We start from the raw sequence: 20,022 nt of genomic DNA on the forward strand, positions 1-20,022 counted from the left end.
ATGGCGACTGATCAGGCGTTGACCGTGCTGGTGGCGGAGGACGGCGCGGCCGATCGTCTGCTGCTCGCGCAAATCGTCCGGCGCCAGGGACACCAGGTGTTTACCGCTGAAAACGGAGAGCAGGCGGTGGCGCTGTTCATCGAGCGGCGACCGCAACTGGTGTTGCTCGATGCACTCATGCCGGTGATGGATGGCTTCGAGGCCGCGCGGCAGATCAAGGCCCTGGCGGGAGAGGCGTTGGTGCCGATCATCTTTCTCACCTCGTTGAGTGAGGAGGATGCCTTGGTGCGCTGCCTGGAGGCCGGGGGCGACGACTTCATGGCCAAACCGTACAGCGCGGTGATTCTCGGCGCCAAGATCCGAGCGATGGACCGCCTGCGTCGCCTGCAGGCCACGGTGCTTGAACAGCGCGACCAGATCGCCCGCCATCACCATCACCTGCTGAACGAACAGCGGGTCGCCAAGGCGGTGTTCGACAAGGTGGCGCACTCCGGCTGCCTGTCCGCTTCCAACATTCGCTACCTGCAATCGCCCTACGCTTTGTTCAATGGCGATTTGTTGCTGGCGGCCTTCACGCCTTCCGGTGACATGCATGTATTGCTGGGGGACTTCACCGGCCATGGCCTGCCCGCTGCCGTCGGCGCCATGCCACTGGCGGAGGTGTTCTATGGCATGACCGCCAAGGGCTATGGGCTGGCGCAGACCCTGCGCGAAATGAACGCCAAGCTCAAGCGTATCCTGCCAGTGGACATGTTCGCATGCGTGCTGTTGCTCAGTCTCAGCGTGCAGCGCGGTTTGGTGGAAGTCTGGAACGGCGGTATGCCTGACGGTTACCGGTTGTCGGCCAGTGGCGAGGTGCTATCGGTGCTCAGCTCGCGTCACCTGCCGCTCGGCATTCTGGCTCCAGAGCGTTTCGACGACAGTACCGAAGTGCTTCCGCTAGCGCCGGGCGAGCGCTTGTTGCTGCTCTCCGATGGCGTGGTCGATACGGCCGATGACCAAGAGCGTCTGTTCGGTGTGCAGCGCCTGCGTCAGGTGCTGGCCGACAACCGTGACCCCAGCCTGCTGTTCGAAGAGGTCATGCAGGCGCTCAAACGCTTTGGCGGACGGCCCAGGGATGACATCAGTCTGTGCGACATCCGCATGTTCGCCCCAGGCGAGAAGGTGCCTGCGCCGACGTTGTACTCTGACAGCGGGCGTTCCAGTCCTTTGGACTGGTCGTTGGGGTTCGAGCTGCGGGGTGAAAGCCTCAAGCGGTTCAATCCGGTGCCATACCTGGTCCAATTGCTGCAAGAGATCCATGGCCTTCGGCCCAGTACCGGTCGTTTGCACAGCGTGCTCAGTGAGCTGTATTCGAATGCCCTGGAACATGGTGTGCTGGGCCTGGATTCGCGGCTCAAACGTGATGTTCAGGGTTTTGCCAACTATTATCAGGAACGCGCCCGGCGATTGGCTTCGTTGGTCGAAGGCCATGTGCGGATCGACCTGCGGGTTGAACCGCTGGAGCGTGGCGGGCGTCTGACCATTGAAGTGCGTGACACTGGCGCGGGCTTCGATGTTTGCCAGGTGTTGTCCCGCACGCCCCAGGAGCAGGGGCTCAGCGGTCGCGGCCTGGGGCTGGTGCAGCGGCTGGGTGACAGTGCCCAATGGATCGAGGGTGGGCGTTGCGCGCGGGTCTGCTTCGACTGGTAAGCCCAATGGTGGGTCGTGGGACGGCTCAGGCATAATCCAGCTTGATCAAGGAGTGAACAAGTGACTGACATGCATATTGACTTCAAGGTGCTCAGCGATTTGCAGGAGGTCATGGAAGATGGCTACCTGCAATTGCTGGAGACTTTCCTGGAAGACTCCGAACGACGGTTGAGCCAGCTGCACGAGGCCAAGAATGCCCATGAGCTCGGTATTGCAGCTCACAGCTTCAAGGGCAGTAGCAGCAACATGGGCGCGGTCGGCCTGGCGAGCTTGTGCCATGAGCTGGAAGAGCGGGTCAGGCAGCAGCCGTTGTATGGCATCGAAGACCTGATCAATCGAATCGACCAGGAATACCTGGAGGTTCAACGCTTCTATCGTGGTGAGCGCGCGCGCGTTTCCGCCGGTTGAATTGCGACTTGGCGCGAGTTTTGCCTGTCTTTGCCCAGACGTTTTTTTTGTATTCGGCGCGGAGACCTCTCGATGCCTGTCGCATCCAATCCTTTGTTGCAAGCCAACGCCGTGGGCAAGCCGTCGCGCGGGGTCGGCTCGGTGGTCGACAAGTCGCCGCAGGCGGCGGGCGGGCAGGGCGGCGGCTTTGACCAGGTGATGGCCAAGCAGGGCCGTGACACCGTGCCTGCCCGAGATGACAAGGCTGCGGCAGCCAAGCCGAAGGACAAGCCTGAGGCGACCCAGGACGGCAAGAAAGAAACTGCCGACAAGCCAGGTGTTGCCGATGGCGGCAATAAATTGCCAGCGGACGATCAAAGCCAGGCCGGTGCTAATGTCGATGCCGAGGCGAATGCTGCGCCAGTCAATGATTTGAGCGTGCTGGACGCGAGCCTGGTCGCTGGCCAGGTCACCGACGCACAGCCAGGCGCGCAACTGATCCAGGCCCAGGCAGAAGCGGTGGCACCGGTGCTGCAGGCTGCGGCGCAGCCTGTCAAACCGCAGCTGGTCAGCCCATTGCCGGAAGAACCAGAGATGCAAGCGTTCGATCCAGAGGTCGACCCGCTGGCCAACTTGCCGACCCTGCGCCTGGCCCTTGAGCAGAGCGCGCAGGCCAAAGGCACGGTGTCGGCACATGCCGCCCCGGCTGCCGATGCGTCTCAGGCGCAGAGTGATGATGGTCAGGTGGCCGTCAATACCTTGGCGAACATGGTCGAGAAGCCGGAGGCTGACAGCGGGCAGTCGGAAACCGGTGAGAAGGCATTCAGTGCACTGCTCGAAGACGGGTTGAAAGACACCAAGGGCGCCAGCAGTGATACCCGTGTGGACGATTTTGCCAACCGCCTGGCCAACCTGACCCAGGCCGCCACGGCCAAGACCGCCAATGCGGTGCCGGTGACCAGCAGCCCGCTGCACCAGCCGCTGGCCATGCACCAGAGCGCCTGGACCGAAGGTTTGGTGAACCGGGTCATGTACCTGTCCAGCCAGAATCTCAAGTCGGCGGATATCCAGCTGGAACCTGCTGAGCTGGGGCGCTTGGACATTCGCGTCAATGTGGCGGCGGACCAGTCGACCCAGGTGACCTTCATCAGTGGCCATGCCGGCGTGCGTGATGCATTGGACAGTCAGGTGCACCGTTTGCGCGAGCTGTTCGCCCAGCAGGGGCTGGCGCAACCGGATGTGAACGTGGCCGACCAGTCGCGTGGGCAGCAGCAACAGCAGGCTCAGCAGCAGGGGTCGCAGTTGTCCGGGGTCGCGGCGCGGCGTGGCCAGGGTGGCGCTGAGCAAGGTGAGATTGCCGAGGCTTCACGCCCGGTTGAGCAGCAGGTTGTCATCGGCGACAGTGCGGTCGACTACTACGCCTGAGGGTTGTGGTGGGGTGAGGTCGAGCGCCGCCCGCGCGGCGCATCGTGAGCAAGGCTCGCTCCTGCAGACGCACGCGTTATCGCGCCGAGCACCAAAGCGGTCGCGCGCACATCCCACAGGAATCAGGGGTCCGAAACAAACGTAGGGGCGAGCCTTGCTGGCGATGCGCCGCGCGGGCGGCGCTCGATCTCCATCCCCCGTCTGGCATCCGTCATGCCCGCTATGTCAAATCTGGCATAACACTTGCTCAAGCCACGTCATCCTCATTTGAAACCCTGATGGACGACGGATTATTGGCATGGCGAAGAGCGACGCAGTGAAAGACCCCGCCTCTAAAGGCAAACTCAAGTTGATCTTGCTGCTGGTGCTGGCCTTGCTGCTGGCGGTTGGCCTGTCTGTAGGTGCCACCTGGTTCATCATGCACAAGAGCGAACCCGCACCGGCCGCCGAGCCGACCGCGAGCAACATCAAGCCTGCCGCGATTTACGAGCCACTGGCCCCTGCCTTTGTCGTCAACTTCAACCAGAACGGCCGCCAGCGCTACATGCAGGTGAGCATCACCATGCAAGGTCGCAACCAGGCAGACCTGGATGCACTGAAGGTGCACATGCCGGTGATCCGCAACAACCTGGTGATGATGTTCTCCGGACAGGGCTTCGACACGTTGGCCGGCAGCCCCGTGGGGCAGGAGATGCTGCGCCAGAAAGCCACCGCGGTGGTGCAGGAAGTTGCCCAGAAGGAAGTCGGCAAACCGGTCGTCGACCAGTTGCTGTTCACCAATTTCGTATTGCAGTAGGAGTCCGCAATGGCCGTACAGGACCTGCTGTCCCAGGATGAAATCGACGCCCTGTTGCATGGCGTCGACGATGGGCTGGTACAGACCGAGAGCGCTGCCGAGCCCGGCAGCATCAAGAGCTACGATCTGACCAGCCAGGATCGGATCGTCCGTGGTCGCATGCCGACCCTGGAAATGATCAACGAGCGCTTTGCCCGCTACACCCGCATCAGCATGTTCAACCTGCTGCGCCGCTCGGCTGACGTGGCCGTCGGTGGCGTGCAGGTGATGAAGTTCGGCGAGTACGTGCATTCGCTGTACGTGCCTACCAGCCTGAACCTGGTGAAGATCAAGCCGTTGCGTGGCACCTCGTTGTTCATTCTCGACGCCAAGCTGGTATTCAAGCTGGTGGACAACTTCTTCGGTGGTGACGGTCGTCACGCCAAGATCGAGGGCCGTGAATTCACGCCGACCGAGCTGCGCGTGGTCCGCATGGTGCTGGACCAGTGCTTCGTCGACCTCAAGGAAGCCTGGCAGGCGATCATGCCGGTCAACTTCGAGTACATCAACTCGGAGGTCAACCCGGCCATGGCCAACATCGTCGGCCCGAGCGAGGCGGTGGTGGTGTCGACCTTCCATATCGAACTGGACGGTGGCGGCGGCGATTTGCACGTGACCATGCCTTATTCGATGATCGAGCCGGTGCGCGAGATGCTCGACGCCGGTTTCCAATCCGATCTGGACGACCAGGACGAGCGCTGGGTCAAGGCCTTGCGCGAAGACGTGCTCGATGTGTCCGTGCCATTGAGCGCCACGGTTGCCCGTCGCCAGTTGAAGTTGCGCGATGTGCTGCACATGCAGCCCGGTGACGTCATTCCGGTGGAACTGCCTGAACACCTGGTGCTGCGTGCCAATGGCGTGCCGTCGTTCAAGGCCCGCTTGGGCTCGCACAAAGGCAACCTGGCACTGCAGATCATCGACCCGATCGAGCGCCGCTGAAGGCGCGTCGGTCGCTCTCCACGAATTGAATGCCTGTCGAGGACATCATGGCTAACGAAAACGAGATCACCTCCCCAGAAGATCAGGCCCTGGCCGATGAGTGGGCTGCTGCCCTGGAGCAGTCCGGCGACGCCGGTCAGGCCGACATCGACGCCTTGCTCGGCGGCGACAGCGGCAACGGTGGCGCCGGTCGCCTGCCGATGGAAGAGTTCGCCAGCTCGCCCAAACCCAAGGAGAACGTCAGCCTGGACGGCCCGAACCTGGATGTGATCCTGGATATTCCGGTGAGCATTTCGATGGAAGTGGGCAGCACCGAAATCAACATCCGCAACCTGCTGCAGCTCAACCAGGGGTCTGTGATCGAACTCGACCGCCTGGCCGGTGAGCCGCTCGACGTGCTGGTCAATGGCACGCTGATCGCCCATGGCGAGGTGGTCGTGGTCAACGAGAAGTTCGGCATTCGCCTGACCGACGTGATCAGCCCCAGCGAACGTATCAAGAAGCTGCGCTGAGTGAAGGGCATGATGCGGGCTGTCATGGCCCTGGCCACCTTGCTCGCCAGCGAGGTGGCGATTGCCGCGGCAACGCCGACCCCTGTATCGCCAGCGGCTGCCGCGCCCGGTAGCCTGGGTGGTCAACTGGCACAGATGGTATTCGGCCTGTTGCTGGTGGTTGGCCTGATCTTCTTTCTGGCCTGGCTGCTGCGACGCCTGCAGGGCGCTGCGCCCAGGGGCGGGCAGGTGATCGAGATCGTCGGCAGTCGTTCCATCGGTCCGCGTGACCGGCTGTTGTTGGTGCAGATTGGCAAGGAACAGGTGCTGATCGGCCACAGCCCCGGCAGCATCGAAACCTTGCATGTCATGGCCGAACCTGTGGATGTGCCCGCTGACGCACGTGCGGCGGCACCCGAGTTTGCCCAGCGCCTTCTGGAGCTGATGGGCAAGGATCAGAAGGACAAGAAGTGATGACCGGCGCACTGCGCTTACTGTTGAGCATTCTGTTGCCAGTGGCGCTGCTGCTGGCTGCGCCATTGGCCGTGGCAGCCGACCCGCTGTCGATTCCGGCCATCACCCTGTCCAACACCCCTGACGGGCAGCAGGAGTATTCGGTCAGCCTGCAGATCCTGCTGATCATGACGGCGCTGAGCTTCATTCCAGCGTTCGTCATCCTGATGACCAGCTTCACCCGGATCATCATCGTCTTCTCCATCTTGCGCCAGGCCCTGGGCCTGCAGCAGACGCCGTCCAACCAGGTGCTGACGGGCATGGCGCTGTTCTTGACCCTGTTCATCATGGCGCCCGTGTTCGACCGGGTGAACAAGGATGCCCTGCAGCCTTACCTGGCCGAGCAGATGACTGCTCAGCAGGCCATCGACAAGGCCCAGGGGCCGCTCAAGGACTTCATGCTGGCACAGACCCGGCAGAGCGACCTGGACCTGTTCATGCGCCTGTCCAAGCGGACCGACATCGCAGGCCCCGACCAGGTGCCGCTGACCATTTTGGTGCCAGCCTTCGTCACCTCCGAGCTCAAGACCGCGTTCCAGATCGGCTTCATGATCTTCATCCCGTTCCTGATCATCGACATGGTGGTCGCCAGCGTGCTGATGGCCATGGGTATGATGATGCTGTCGCCGCTGATCATTTCGTTGCCGTTCAAGATCATGCTGTTCGTGCTGGTCGACGGCTGGGCGCTGATCATGGGCACACTGGCCGGCAGTTTCGGCGGCGTCTGACGCTGTCAAGGAGAGTCTTGCATGACCCCAGAAGTAGCCGTCGACCTGTTTCGCGATGCCCTCTGGCTAACCACGCTGATGGTTGCCGTGTTGGTGGTGCCGAGCCTGTTGGTCGGCCTGGTGGTGGCGATGTTCCAGGCTGCCACCCAGATCAACGAACAGACCCTGAGCTTCCTGCCGCGCCTGCTGGTGATGCTGGTGACGCTGATCGTCGCCGGGCCATGGCTGGTGCAGAAGTTCATGGAGTACATCACCGGCCTGTACTCCAGCATTCCGCAACTGATCGGGTGAGGCAGGCATGCTGGAGCTGACCGACGCGCAGATCGGCACTTGGGTCGCCACCTTCGTCCTGCCACTGTTTCGCGTGACGGCCGTGCTGATGACCATGCCGATCTTCGGCACGCGGATGCTGCCGGCGCGGGTGCGTCTTTACGCTGCCTTGGCCATCACCGTGGTGATCGTCCCGGGTCTGCCGCCGCTGCCTGAATTCGACCCTTTGAGCCTTCGTGGCCTGCTGCTGTGTGGCGAGCAGATCATTGTCGGTGCGTTGTTCGGTTTCTCATTGCAGCTGTTGTTCCAGGCGTTCGTGATCGCCGGTCAGATCATTGCGATCCAGATGGGTATGGCCTTCGCGTCGATGGTGGACCCGGCCAACGGCGTCAACGTAGCGGTGGTCAGCCAGTTCATGACCATGCTGGTGAGTGTGTTGTTCCTGGTGATGAACGGCCACCTGGTGGTGTTCGAGGTCTTGACCGAGAGCTTCACCACCTTGCCGGTGGGCAACGCGCTGGTCGTCACTCATTTCTGGGAAATGGCTGGCCGGCTGGGCTGGGTGTTCGGTGCGGGTTTGTTGCTGATCCTGCCGGCAATCGCCGCCTTGTTGGTGGTGAACATCGCCTTCGGCGTGATGACCCGTGCCGCGCCGCAGTTGAACATCTTTTCCATCGGCTTCCCACTCACCTTGGTGCTGGGTATGGGTATTTTCTGGGTGGGTCTGGCCGATATTCTTTCCCACTACCAGGCATTGGCCAGCGAAGCGCTGCAATGGCTGCGTGAGCTGGCAAGGGCGCGCTGAGCATGGCTGAGAGCGAGAGCGGTCAGGACAAGACAGAAGAACCCACCGACAAGCGCAAGCGCGACGCGCGCGAAAAAGGTGAGATTGCCCGTTCCAAGGAACTGAACACCGTGGCCGTGACCCTGGCCGGGGCCGGCGGATTGTTGGCGTTCGGCGGCTACATGGCCGAGACCTTGCTCGAAATGATGCGCCTGAACTTCAGCCTGACCCGCGAGGTGATCGTCGATGAGCGTTCGATGGGCGCGTTTCTGCTGGCCTCGGGCAAGATGGCGATCTGGGCGAGCCAGCCGGTGTTGATTCTGTTGTTCGTCATCTCGTTCGTCGCGCCCATTGCCCTGGGCGGGTTCCTGTTCTCCGGCAGCCTGCTGCAACCCAAGTTCAGCCGAATGAACCCGTTGGCGGGGATCAAGCGGATGTTCTCGATGCATGCGCTTACCGAATTGCTCAAGGCGATTGCCAAGTTTTTCGTGATCCTGGTCGTGGCGCTGCTGGTATTGGCGTCTGACCGCCAGGCCTTGCTGTCGATTGCCAACGAGCCGCTGGACCAGGCGATCATCCATAGCGTTCAGGTGGTGGGGTGGAGTGCCTTGTGGATGGCGGCGGGGTTATTGCTGATCGCCGCGGTCGACGTGCCGTTCCAGCTGTACCAGACGCACAAGAAATTGAAGATGACCAAGCAGGAAGTGCGGGACGAGTACAAGGACACCGAAGGCAAGCCGGAGGTGAAGCAGCGTATCCGTCAGCTGCAGCGGGAGATATCGCAGCGGCGCATGATGGCGGCGGTGCCAGAGGCTGACGTGATCATCACCAACCCGACGCACTATGCGGTGGCCTTGCAGTACGACCCCGAGAAGGGTGGAGTAGCGCCCTTGCTGGTGGCCAAGGGCACTGATTTCGTTGCCTTGAAGATTCGTGAGATCGGTATCGAGCACAAGGTGCAGATCCTTGAGTCGCCCGCTCTGGCCCGAGCCATTTACTACTCTACCGAGCTTGAGCAGGAGATCCCTGCAGGGTTGTACCTGGCGGTCGCGCAGGTGTTGGCCTATGTATTCCAGATCCGCCAGTACCGTGCGGGCAAGGGCAAGCGGCCGGATCCGCTCAAGGACGACCTGCCGATTCCGCCGGACCTGCGGCGCGATAGCTGAGCTGGGATTGGTGATGGGACTGGGAGTGAGGTCGAGCGCTGTCCCGCCCCTGCGTTTCTAGGCGCCGTGCTCCGCGATGCACCGCGCGGGCGGCGCTGGGTCCTAAAAACGCTGAATTCCCCGAGCCATAGGCAAAACCCGCAAAGTTGGAAAGCTTCTTGCAAAGCCACGCCCAAGCGCCCCCTTGGGTGTCAAAGTTTTGCTTGAAGAGGAATCGCGGTGGATCGCACTCAGTTAATCAGCAACGCCCGCAACAACCTGGCCGGTCTCGGTCGGGGCAACCTGGGCGTGCCGCTGCTGTTGCTGGTGATGTTGGCAATGATGATGTTGCCGATCCCGCCGTTCCTGCTCGACGTGTTCTTCACCTTCAACATCGCATTGTCGATCGTCGTGCTGCTGGTCTGCGTCTACGCCCTGCGCCCGCTCGACTTTGCCGCGTTCCCCACCATTCTGCTGGTCGCCACGCTGCTGCGCCTGGCGCTCAACGTCGCTTCCACCCGGGTGGTCATGCTCCACGGCCAGGAGGGACATGGCGCTGCCGGTAAGGTGATCCAGGCCTTCGGCGAAGTGGTGATCGGTGGTAACTATGTGGTCGGTGCGGTGGTGTTCGCCATCCTCATGATCATCAACTTCGTGGTGGTGACCAAGGGTGCCGGGCGTATCTCCGAAGTCAGCGCGCGTTTTACCCTGGACGCGATGCCCGGCAAACAGATGGCCATCGACGCCGACCTCAACGCCGGCCTGATCGACCAGGCCCAGGCCAAGGCGCGCCGCGCCGAGGTGGCGCAGGAGGCCGAGTTCTATGGCTCGATGGACGGTGCCAGCAAGTTCGTGCGCGGCGACGCCATCGCCGGTCTGCTGATCCTGTTCATCAACCTGATCGGCGGCATGCTGATCGGTATGCTGCAGCATGGCATGTCGTTCGGCGACGCCGGCAAGGTGTACGCCCTGCTGACCATCGGTGACGGTTTGGTGGCGCAGCTGCCATCACTGCTGCTGTCCACGGCGGCGGCGATCATGGTTACCCGTGCCTCGGGCTCCGAGGACATGGGCAAGTTGATCAACCGGCAGATGTTCGATTCGCCCAAGGCCCTGGCGGTTTCCGGTGCGTTGATGATCGTCATGGGCCTGGTCCCGGGCATGCCGCACATCGCCTTCCTCAGCCTCGGGCTGCTGGCAGGCGGGGGTGCCTATCTGGTGTGGAAGAAGCAGCAGAAGGCCAAGATCAAGGCCCAGGAAGAGGTGCAGCGTCAACAGGACCTGCTGCCGTCGCCGCAGCGTGCACTGGAGACCAAGGAACTGGGCTGGGACGATGTCACGCCCATCGACATGATCGGCCTGGAAGTCGGCTATCGGTTGATTCCGCTGGTCGACCGCAACCAGGGTGGTCAGTTGTTGGCGCGGATCAAGGGCGTGCGCAAGAAGCTCTCCCAGGACCTGGGCTTTCTCATGCCTACCGTGCATATTCGCGACAACCTGGACCTGCAGCCCAGCGCCTACCGCCTGACGCTGATGGGGGTGATCCTGGCCGAAGCCGAGATCTACCCGGACCGCGAACTGGCCATCAACCCCGGTCAGGTGTTCGGGACGCTCAATGGTATCGCCGCACGTGACCCGGCATTCGGCCTGGAAGCGGTGTGGATCGACATCGGCCAGCGTGCCCAGGCGCAGTCGCTGGGCTACACCGTGGTGGACGCCAGTACCGTGGTCGCCACCCATCTCAACCAGATCCTGCAGAAACATTGCCACGAGCTGATCGGCCACGAGGAAGTCCAGCAGCTCTTGCAGGTGTTGGCCAAGGCATCGCCTAAACTTGCCGAGGAGTTGGTCCCGGGTGTCATTTCCTTGTCGGGGTTGCTCAAGGTCCTGCAGGCATTACTTTCCGAGCAGGTGCCGGTGCGTGACATTCGCAGTATTGCCGAGGCCATCGCCAACAATGCCAGCAAGAGTCAAGATACCGCCGCATTGGTGGCTGCAGTGCGCGTCGGATTGTGTCGCGCCATCGTGCAAAGCATTGTCGGCGTTGAGTCCGAGCTACCTGTCATCACCCTTGAGCCAAGGTTGGAACAGATTTTGCTCAATAGTCTGCAAAGGGCCGGACAAGGTCAGGAAGACGGTGTTCTTCTGGAACCGAGCATGGCCGAAAAGCTGCAGCGTTCGTTGATCGAAGCTGCCCAGCGCCAAGAGATGCAGGGCCTGCCGGCCATCCTCCTGGTAGCGGGCCCGATCCGAGCCATGCTGTCGCGCTTCGGTCGTCTGGCTGTACCGAATTTGCATGTTCTGGCGTATCAGGAAATACCGGATAACAAGCAAGTCACCATCGTTGCCACTGTGGGCCCTAACGGCTGAGGTAGTGGGTTATGCAAGTTAAGCGTTTTTTCGCCGCCGATATGCGTCAGGCCATGAAGCTGGTCCGGGATGAGCTTGGCTCCGATGCCGCCATCATCGGTAACCGCCGTATTGCCGGTGGTGTCGAACTGACGGCTGCGCTGGACTACAAACTGTCGGCCCTGGCTCCGCGTGTGCCCAATGCCGAGCTTGAGCAAGAGCTGCGCAAGACCCAGTCGCGCATTGCCAACGTCCAGGCTGAGCTGGACAACCGTGATGACACAGCCGAAGGCAATCGCCAATTGTTCGCCGGGCAGTCGTTGACTGCCTCGGAGCCTTTGATCGAGCCTCACGTCGACATGCCGGCCCCTGCCGCGGCACCTGCGCCGGCGCCGGTCGACCCGCGTTTGTTCGATGCCATGCGCTCGGAGCTGTCGGGGCTGCGCGAGCTGCTGGAAGTGCAGCTTGGCTCGCTGGCCTGGAGCCAGTTGCAGGGCAGCAAGCCGCAGCAGGCCAACCTCTGGCGTCGACTGCAGCGTATTGGCCTGTCCGGTCCGATCGCTCGCGAGCTGCTGGATCTGACGGGCGAAATCGAAGAGCCGCGCCAGGCTTGGCGCATGCTGCTGGCGCACTTGGCACGGATGATCGAAGTGCCCGAGGTCGAGCCGATCGAGGAGGGCGGTGTCATCGCCATGGTCGGCCCGGCCGGCATGGGCAAGACCACCACCCTGGCCAAGCTGGCCGCCCGCTACGTGCTCAAGTACGGCCCGCAGAACCTGGCGCTGGTGAGCATGGACAGCTTCCGTATCGGCGCGCAGGAGCAGCTCAAGACCTTGGGTCGTATCCTCAATGTACCGGTGACCTACGTCGATCCAGGCCAGTCGCTGGCCCAGGCGCTGGAGCCGCTGTTGCGCAAGCGCGTGGTGTTGATCGACACCGCCGGCCTGCAAGCCAGCGACCCGGCCCTGCGCATGCAACTGGAAACCCTGGCCGGTCGTGGCATTGCCGCCAAGAACTACCTGGTATTGGCAACCACCAGCCAGAAGCAGGTGCTGACCGCCGCCTACCACAGCTACAAGCGCTGCGGGCTGGCCGGTTGTATCCTGACCAAACTCGATGAAACGGCCAGCCTCGGTGATGTGCTGAGCCTTGCCATCAGTCATGAACTGCCCGTGGCCTACCTTACCGATGGCCCGCGCATTCCTGACGACCTGCACCTGCCGCGCGCGCACCAGTTGGTCAGCCGCGCGGTCAGTGTGCAGTTGCAGGACGAGCCCAGCGAAGAGGCCATGGCCGACATGTTCGCTGATCTCTATCACAACCCTCGGCGAGCGGGTTGATGATGCAGCGTGTGCACAGTACCTACACCAAGGGGCCAGCAGAATTGCCTCCCGTGGGGTTTGGGTCCAAGCGAGACAAGGTAAACAACAGACATGGGTAGCATGCATCCCGTACAGGTGATCGCCGTAACCGGTGGCAAAGGTGGCGTCGGCAAGACTAACGTTTCAGTGAACCTGTCCCTGGCGCTGGCTGAGCTTGGTCGGCGGGTCATGCTGCTGGACGCCGACCTGGGCCTTGCCAATGTCGACGTACTGCTGGGCCTGACGCCCAAGCGCACCCTGGCCGATGTGATCGAGGGGCGTTGCGAGCTGCGCGATGTCCTGCTGCAAGGCCCAGGCGGTGTGCGGATCGTGCCAGCGGCCTCAGGCACGCAGAGCATGGTGCACCTGGCGCCTGCCCAGCATGCAGGGCTTATCCAGGCATTCAGCGAGATCGGCGACAACCTCGACGTGCTGGTGATTGACACTGCTGCGGGTATTGGTGACTCGGTAGTCAGCTTCGTGCGCGCCGCCCAGGAAGTGCTGCTGGTGGTGTGTGACGAGCCGACCTCGATCACCGACGCCTACGCGCTGATCAAGCTGCTCAACCGTGACTACGGCATGAACCGTTTCCGTGTGCTGGCCAACATGGCGCAGAGCCCGCAGGAAGGGCGCAATCTGTTCGCCAAGTTGACCAAGGTCACCGATCGCTTCCTTGACGTCGCCCTACAATACGTCGGCGCCGTGCCGTATGACGAATGCGTGCGCAAGGCAGTTCAGAAACAGCGCGCCGTGTATGAAGCCTTCCCGCGGTCCAAGTGCGCCCTGGCGTTCAAGGCCATTGCGCAGAAGGTCGACAGCTGGCCGCTGCCGGCCAACCCCCGCGGGCACCTGGAATTCTTCGTCGAGCGTCTGGTGCAGCCCACCAGCGCAGGGCCGGTCCTATGAACGCGAGCGGTTTCAAGATGTACAGCAGGGCGTCCAAGGATGCCCAGTACGAACTGGTGGAGCGGTATGCGCCACTGGTCAAACGCATCGCCTACCACCTGCTGGCCCGTCTGCCAGCCAATGTCCAGGTGGAGGACCTGATCCAGGCCGGCATGATCGGCCTCCTGGAAGTGGCCAACAAATACGACGCCAGCAAGGGCGCAAGCTTCGAAACCTATGCGGGTATTCGAATCCGTGGCGCGATGCTCGACGAGGTGCGCAAGGGCGATTGGGCGCCGCGTTCCGTGCACCGAAACACGCGCATGGTCAGTGACGCGATGCGGTCTGTTGAAGCCAGAACAGGTCGCGACGCTAAAGATCACGAAGTTGCTGCCGAACTTCAATTGAGTCTCGATGATTACTACGGGATTTTGAACGATACCCTGGGCAGTCGCCTGTTCAGCTTCGACGACCTGTTGCAGGACGGCGAGCACGAAGGGTTGCACGAGGATGGCGCCAGCGGCCAGATCGAGCCGTCGCGCGATCTGGAGGACGAACGCTTCCAGGCTGCCCTGACCGATGCGATCGCCAACTTGCCGGAGCGTGAGCGGCTGGTGCTGGCGCTGTACTACGACGAAGAGCTGAACCTCAAGGAAATCGGTGAGGTGCTTGGGGTCAGCGAATCGCGTGTCAGCCAGCTGCACAGCCAATGCGCGGCGCGCCTGCGCAGTCGTCTTGGGGAATGGCGGGCACGTTGAGCCTGGGGTCGTTGCAGTCGTTTCACGTTGTACCGAATTGATTGAATGCGTGCTCGGGGCCGAGCGCGTTTGAGACTGCTTGGAGGTCTAATTGAACAAAGACATGAAAATCCTCATCGTTGACGACTTTTCGACGATGCGGCGGATCATCAAGAACCTGTTGCGTGATCTGGGTTTCACCAATACCGATGAAGCCGACGACGGCACCACGGCGCTGCCGATGCTCGAAAGTGGCCATTACGATTTCCTGGTGACCGACTGGAACATGCCGGGCATGTCCGGAATCGACCTGTTGCGCAAAGTGCGCGCCCATGATCGCCTCAAGGGTATGCCGGTGCTGATGGTGACCGCCGAAGCCAAGCGCGACCAGATCATCGAAGCGGCCCAGGCCGGCGTCAATGGCTACGTGGTCAAGCCTTTCACTGCCCAAGTGCTCAAGGAAAAGATCGAGAAAATCTTCGAGCGCGTTAACGGCTGAGGCACGTAAGGGGGGCGCCATGGAACCATCACATACGTCTTTGGGCGAGTTCGAATCGACCCTGAAGAAACATGCCGAGGAGTTGGTCGAGAGCCTGGAACGGGGACGTTTCGGCGATGCGGTGCAGCTGATCCATCAGCTGAACCAGACCCGCGACCGTGGCTTGTATCAGGAAGTCGGCAAGCTCACCCGCGAGCTGCACAGCGCGATCGTCAGCTTCCAGATCGACCCGCGCATGCCGCAGGCCGAGGAGGTCTCGCAGATCACCGACGCCACCGAGCGCCTGTCCTACGTGGTCAAACTCACCGAGGGTGCGGCCAACCGCACCATGGACCTGGTGGAGCAGAGCACGCCGGTACTCAACGAGCTGTCCGCCGAGGCCCAGGCCCTGAGCGTTGACTGGCAACGGTTCATGCGCCGCGAGGTGGCAGCACCGGAGTTTCGTGAGCTGGTCAAGCGCGTCGACAGTTTCCTGACGCATAGCGCCGACGGGAACCGCAAGGTCGCCGGCCACCTCAACGATATCTTGCTGGCTCAGGACTATCAGGACCTGACCGGCCAGGTGATCAAGCGGGTAACCGCGCTGGTCACCGAAGTAGAAAGCAATCTGCTCAAGCTCGTGCTGATGGCCAGTCAGGTCGACCGTTTTGCCGGTATCGAACATGACCACCAGCAGCTGCGCGCTGAAAAAGATCAAGAAAAACATCCAACCCGGGGTGAAGGTCCGCAGATTCATGCCGATAAGCGTGAAGACGTCGTGTCCGGTCAGGACGATGTCGATGATCTGCTGTCCAGTCTGGGTTTTTAGGGAGCACGTTTAATGAGCTTCGGCGCCGATGAAGAAATCCTTCAGGATTTCCTGGTAGAAGCCGGCGAAATTCTTGAGCAACTGTCCGAGCAATTGGTCGAGCTGGAAAGCCGGCCTGACGATGCTGACCTGCTCAATGCGATCTTTCGCGGTTTTCACACTGTAAAAGGGGGCGCCGGCTTCCTTCAGCTCAATGAGCTGGTGGAGTGCTGCCATATCGCGGAGAACGTGTTCGACATCCTGCGCAAAGGTGAGCGCCGGGTCGATGCGGAACTGATGGACGTGGTCCTGGAAGCCCTGGACACGGTCAACAGCATGTTCGGCCAGGTGCGCGAGCGCAGCGAGATCACGCCAGCCACGCCTGAACTGCTGGCGGCGCTCTCGCGCTTGGCCGAGCCGGCCGGGGCCGAGGTCGCCGCGCCGGTGGTCGAAGCCGCGCCGGTGGCCGAACAGGCCGTCGCCGAAGCCGATATCACCGACACCGAATTCGAACAACTGCTCGACTCGCTCGATGCCGTGAAAGCCCAGGCCGAGGCCGCTTCCGAGCAGCTGCAGGGCGAAACGCTGACCGGCAGTGGCGATGAAATCACCGATGCCGAATTCGAATCGTTGCTCGATCAGTTGCACGGCAAGGGCCAGTTCTCGCCCGAGCTCGCCGCCGCCGAGCCGCAAGCGGCGGCCAGCGCACCGGCGAGCGATGAAATCACCGACGAAGAATTCGAGTCGCTGCTCGATCAGTTGCACGGCAAAGGCTCGTTCCAGGCCGACGCTTTGCCTTCGGCAGCCGCGCCCGCAGCCCAGCCCCCAGCGGCATCGGCAACTGCCAGCGGTGACGAGATCAGCGAACACGAGTTCGAAGCGCTGCTCGATCAGTTGCACGGCAAAGGCAAGTTCTCGGGTGAAAGCGTCGCCGCAGAGGCACCTGCCGCTGTCGCAGCGCCGGTAGCGGCCAAGGCCGAGAGCCAGCCGGCAGCCAAGCCGGCCCCGGCTGCTGCGCCCGTCGCTGCACCTGCGGCGGCCGCCAAGCCTGCAGCCCCTGCCCGCAGCCCAGCGCCTGCCGCCGACAAGCATGCGGCCAGCGAAGCGGAGACCACCGTGCGGGTCGACACGGCGCGTCTGGACGAGATCATGAACATGGTCGGCGAACTGGTACTGGTGCGTAACCGCTTGGTGCGCCTGGGCCTCAATAGCGGCGACGAAGCCATGTCCAAGGCCGTGTCGAACCTCGACGTGGTCACCGCCGACTTGCAGACCGCGGTCATGAAAACCCGCATGCAGCCGATCAAGAAAGTCTTCGGCCGCTTCCCGCGCCTGGTCCGTGACCTGGCTCGCCAGCTCAAGAAAGAGATCAACCTGGAGCTGGTCGGCGAAGAGACCGACCTGGACAAGAACCTGGTCGAGGCCCTGGCCGATCCGTTGGTGCACCTGGTGCGCAACGCCGTCGACCACGGCGTGGAAATGCCCGACGAACGCGAGGCCGCAGGCAAGGCCCGGACCGGCCGGGTGGTGTTGTCCGCCGAGCAGGAAGGCGACCACATCCTGCTGTCGATTTCCGATGACGGCAAGGGCATGGACCCGAGCATCCTGCGTGCCAAGGCCGTGGAAAAGGGCCTGATGGACAAAGACGCGGCCGATCGCCTGAGCGAATCGGACTGCTACAACCTGATCTTCGCCCCAGGCTTCTCGACCAAGACCGAGATCTCCGACGTGTCCGGCCGTGGCGTGGGCATGGACGTGGTGAAGACCAAGATTTCCCAGCTCAACGGCTCGATCAACATCTTCTCGGCCAAGGGCCAGGGCTCGAAGATCGTCATCAAGGTGCCGCTGACCCTGGCGATCATGCCGACCCTGATGGTGATGCTGGGCAACCAGGCGTTCGCCTTCCCGTTGGTCAACGTCAACGAGATCTTCCACCTCGACCTGTCGCGTACCAACGTGGTCGACGGCCAGGAAGTGGTGATCGTGCGCGACAAGGCATTGCCGCTGTTCTACCTCAAGCGCTGGCTGGTCCAGGACCAGGTGCACGAGGAGCAGCGCGAAGGCCATGTGGTGATTCTTTCGGTCGGTACTCAACGTATCGGCTTCGTGGTCGACCAGTTGGTGGGCCAGGAAGAGGTGGTGATCAAGCCGCTGGGCAAGATGCTGCAGGGCACACCGGGCATGTCCGGTGCCACCATCACCGGTGACGGGCGCATTGCGCTGATTCTCGACGTTCCGAGCATGCTCAAGCGTTACGCCGCCCGGCGTTATTGATTTCGGTGGCGCCGCCTGGCGGTTGCGCCACCTAATGGAGTGTTTATGGCAGTCAAGGTCCTGGTGGTGGATGATTCCGGTTTCTTCCGCCGCCGCGTTTCGGAAATCCTTTCGGCGGACCCGACGATCCAGGTCGTCGGTACCGCGACCAACGGCAGGGAAGCGATCGACCAGGCACTGGCGCTCAAACCCGATGTCATCACCATGGACTATGAAATGCCCATGATGGATGGCATCACCGCGGTACGGCACATCATGCAGCGTTGCCCGACGCCGGTGTTGATGTTCTCCTCGCTGACCCACGAAGGCGCCCGGGTTACCCTCGACGCGCTGGATGCTGGCGCGGTGGATTACCTGCCGAAGAATTTCGAAGACATTTCCCGCAATCCGGAAAAGGTCAAGCAACTGCTCTGCGAGAAGGTCCATACCATCTCGCGCAGCAACCGCCGCCTTGGCAGCTACGCAAGCCAGGTGCCGGTCACCGCGCCAGCCCCAGCAGCCATTGGCCACGCGCCAACCAGCAGTCTTGCCAGCCCCACGCCGGCACGTCCCGCTGCGCCAGTCCGTCCAGCCGCGACGGCACCCGCAGCTGCCCATTCGCCAGCGCCCAAGCGCAAGCCCTACAAGCTGGTCGCCATCGGCACCTCCACCGGTGGACCGGTCGCGCTGCAGCGGGTGTTGACCCAGCTGCCGGCCAGCTTCCCGGCACCGATCGTGCTGATCCAGCACATGCCGGCCGCCTTCACCAAGGCGTTCGCCGAACGTCTGGACAAGCTGTGCAAGATCAGCGTCAAAGAGGCCGAGGACGGCGACATGCTGCGCCCAGGCCTGGCTCTGCTGGCCCCAGGCGGCAAGCAGATGATGATCGACGGACGTGGCACGGTGAAGATCCTGCCGGGCGACGAGCGTCTGAACTACAAGCCCTGCGTGGACATCACCTTCGGTTCGGCGGCCAAGTCCTATGGCGACAAGGTGCTCTCCGTGGTGCTCACCGGCATGGGTGCCGACGGTCGCGAAGGGGCGCGCCTGCTCAAGCAGGGCGGCAGCACGGTGTGGGCCCAGGATGAAGCCAGCTGCGTGATCTATGGCATGCCAATGGCCATCGTCAAGGCCAATCTGGCTGATGCGGTGTACAGCCTGGATGAGATCGGCAAGCACTTGGTCGAGGCCTGCGTCTGATGGATGTTCTAAGCCTGATCGGCCTGATCCTGGCCTTCGTCGCCATTGTCGGCGGTAACTTCCTCGAAGGTGGCCATGTTGGTGCCCTGCTCAACGGCCCGGCGGCGCTGATCGTGTTGGGCGGCACCCTGGCGGCGGCGTTGCTGCAGTCGCCATTGTCGGCATTCAAGCGGGCGCTGCAGATCCTGCGCTGGATTTTCTTCCCGCCTCGGGTCGACCTGCCTGGCGGTATCGACCGTGTGGTGAACTGGAGCCTGACCGCGCGCAAGGAGGGCCTGCTGGGCCTGGAAGGCGTGGCTGATGCCGAGCCGGACCCTTATGCCCGCAAAGGGTTGCAGCTGTTGGTGGACGGCGCCGAGCCCGAGTCGATCCGCAGCATCCTGGAGGTGGACTTCCTAACCCAGGAAAGCCGCGATATCCAGGCCGCCAAGGTCTACGAAAGCATGGGTGGCTATGCGCCGACCATCGGTATCATCGGTGCGGTGATGGGCCTGATCCATGTAATGGGCAACTTGGCCGACCCGTCGCAGCTGGGCAATGGCATCGCGGTCGCGTTCGTCGCGACGATCTACGGTGTGGCCAGCGCCAACCTGATCCTGTTGCCGATCGCCAACAAGCTCAAGTCCATCGTCATGCGTCAGTCGCGCTATCGCGAGATGCTGCTCGAAGGCTTGCTGTCGATTGCCGAAGGTGAAAACCCACGCTCCATCGAGCTGAAGCTGCAAGGCTTCATGGAGTAACC

General features: G+C 62.4%; 20 protein-coding genes. All 20 read left to right on the plus strand.

The window, feature by feature from the left end:
* The 20 genes from H620_RS0125245 to H620_RS0125340 all read left to right on the plus strand — a co-directional run bounded on the left by H620_RS0125245 (position 1) and on the right by H620_RS0125340 (position 20,020).
* Positions 1-1,692, plus strand: a complete 1,692-nt coding sequence (locus H620_RS0125245; RefSeq protein WP_023381523.1) for a fused response regulator/phosphatase — start codon at positions 1-3, stop codon at positions 1,690-1,692.
* Between the two features lie 60 nt (positions 1,693-1,752).
* The gene (locus H620_RS0125250) at positions 1,753-2,100 is read left to right on the plus strand and encodes an Hpt domain-containing protein (protein ID WP_027908243.1); all 348 of its coding nucleotides are present in this window, start codon (positions 1,753-1,755) and stop codon (positions 2,098-2,100) included.
* Between the two features lie 72 nt (positions 2,101-2,172).
* On the plus strand, positions 2,173-3,504 hold the full coding sequence (locus tag H620_RS0125255; protein ID WP_023381521.1) for a flagellar hook-length control protein FliK: 1,332 nt from the start codon (positions 2,173-2,175) through the stop codon (positions 3,502-3,504).
* Positions 3,505-3,802: 298 nt separating this feature from the next.
* Positions 3,803-4,300, plus strand: coding sequence for a flagellar basal body-associated protein FliL (gene fliL, locus H620_RS0125260; RefSeq protein ID WP_023381520.1), 498 nt, complete (start codon positions 3,803-3,805; stop codon positions 4,298-4,300).
* 9 nt (positions 4,301-4,309) lie between these two features.
* Positions 4,310-5,278 carry a flagellar motor switch protein FliM gene (gene fliM, locus H620_RS0125265; protein WP_023381519.1) on the plus strand — a complete coding sequence of 323 codons (969 nt, stop codon included), beginning with the start codon at positions 4,310-4,312 and terminating at the stop codon, positions 5,276-5,278.
* 47 nt (positions 5,279-5,325) lie between these two features.
* Positions 5,326-5,790, plus strand: a complete 465-nt coding sequence (fliN, locus tag H620_RS0125270; RefSeq protein WP_023381518.1) for a flagellar motor switch protein FliN — start codon at positions 5,326-5,328, stop codon at positions 5,788-5,790.
* A gap of 12 nt (positions 5,791-5,802) precedes the next feature.
* Positions 5,803-6,243 (plus strand): flagellar biosynthetic protein FliO, encoded by a 441-nt coding sequence (gene fliO / locus H620_RS0125275; RefSeq protein ID WP_041925711.1) that lies wholly within the window; start codon positions 5,803-5,805, stop codon positions 6,241-6,243.
* On the plus strand, positions 6,243-7,010 hold the full coding sequence (gene fliP / locus H620_RS0125280) for a flagellar type III secretion system pore protein FliP (RefSeq protein WP_023381516.1): 768 nt from the start codon (positions 6,243-6,245) through the stop codon (positions 7,008-7,010). Before fliO ends, fliP begins: the two co-directional genes overlap by 1 nt.
* Positions 7,011-7,031: 21 nt before the next feature.
* A complete protein-coding gene (fliQ, locus tag H620_RS0125285; RefSeq protein WP_023381515.1) occupies positions 7,032-7,301 on the plus strand; it encodes a flagellar biosynthesis protein FliQ in 270 nt (89 codons plus the stop codon).
* 7 nt (positions 7,302-7,308) lie between these two features.
* Positions 7,309-8,085 carry a flagellar biosynthetic protein FliR gene (gene fliR / locus H620_RS0125290; protein WP_023381514.1) on the plus strand — a complete coding sequence of 259 codons (777 nt, stop codon included), beginning with the start codon at positions 7,309-7,311 and terminating at the stop codon, positions 8,083-8,085.
* Positions 8,086-8,087: 2 nt separating this feature from the next.
* The gene (gene flhB / locus H620_RS0125295; protein WP_023381513.1) at positions 8,088-9,230 is read left to right on the plus strand and encodes a flagellar biosynthesis protein FlhB; all 1,143 of its coding nucleotides are present in this window, start codon (positions 8,088-8,090) and stop codon (positions 9,228-9,230) included.
* Positions 9,231-9,449: 219 nt separating this feature from the next.
* Positions 9,450-11,579, plus strand: coding sequence for a flagellar biosynthesis protein FlhA (flhA, locus tag H620_RS0125300; RefSeq protein WP_023381512.1), 2,130 nt, complete (start codon positions 9,450-9,452; stop codon positions 11,577-11,579).
* Positions 11,580-11,590: 11 nt separating this feature from the next.
* Entirely contained in the window at positions 11,591-12,898 is a 1,308-nt protein-coding gene (gene flhF, locus H620_RS0125305) for a flagellar biosynthesis GTPase FlhF (protein ID WP_023381511.1), read from the plus strand.
* Positions 12,899-12,991: 93 nt separating this feature from the next.
* Entirely contained in the window at positions 12,992-13,825 is an 834-nt protein-coding gene (fleN, locus tag H620_RS0125310; protein ID WP_016393812.1) for a flagellar synthesis regulator FleN, read from the plus strand.
* Entirely contained in the window at positions 13,822-14,562 is a 741-nt protein-coding gene (gene fliA / locus H620_RS0125315; protein ID WP_023381510.1) for an RNA polymerase sigma factor FliA, read from the plus strand. Before fleN ends, fliA begins: the two co-directional genes overlap by 4 nt.
* A gap of 103 nt (positions 14,563-14,665) precedes the next feature.
* Positions 14,666-15,040, plus strand: coding sequence for a chemotaxis response regulator CheY (locus H620_RS0125320; RefSeq protein ID WP_104881405.1), 375 nt, complete (start codon positions 14,666-14,668; stop codon positions 15,038-15,040).
* Positions 15,041-15,059: 19 nt separating this feature from the next.
* The gene (locus H620_RS0125325; protein ID WP_023381508.1) at positions 15,060-15,848 is read left to right on the plus strand and encodes a protein phosphatase CheZ; all 789 of its coding nucleotides are present in this window, start codon (positions 15,060-15,062) and stop codon (positions 15,846-15,848) included.
* A gap of 12 nt (positions 15,849-15,860) precedes the next feature.
* On the plus strand, positions 15,861-18,101 hold the full coding sequence (locus H620_RS0125330; RefSeq protein WP_027908244.1) for a chemotaxis protein CheA: 2,241 nt from the start codon (positions 15,861-15,863) through the stop codon (positions 18,099-18,101).
* A gap of 45 nt (positions 18,102-18,146) precedes the next feature.
* A complete protein-coding gene (locus tag H620_RS0125335; RefSeq protein WP_023381506.1) occupies positions 18,147-19,280 on the plus strand; it encodes a protein-glutamate methylesterase/protein-glutamine glutaminase in 1,134 nt (377 codons plus the stop codon).
* Positions 19,280-20,020, plus strand: a complete 741-nt coding sequence (locus tag H620_RS0125340; protein ID WP_023381505.1) for a flagellar motor protein — start codon at positions 19,280-19,282, stop codon at positions 20,018-20,020. The genes H620_RS0125335 and H620_RS0125340 overlap by 1 nt, the downstream gene beginning before the upstream one ends.
* The last annotated feature ends 2 nt before the right edge of the window (positions 20,021-20,022 follow it).

Source organism: Pseudomonas taiwanensis DSM 21245, from assembly GCF_000425785.1.
Taxonomy (GTDB): Bacteria; Pseudomonadota; Gammaproteobacteria; order Pseudomonadales; family Pseudomonadaceae; genus Aquipseudomonas; species Aquipseudomonas taiwanensis.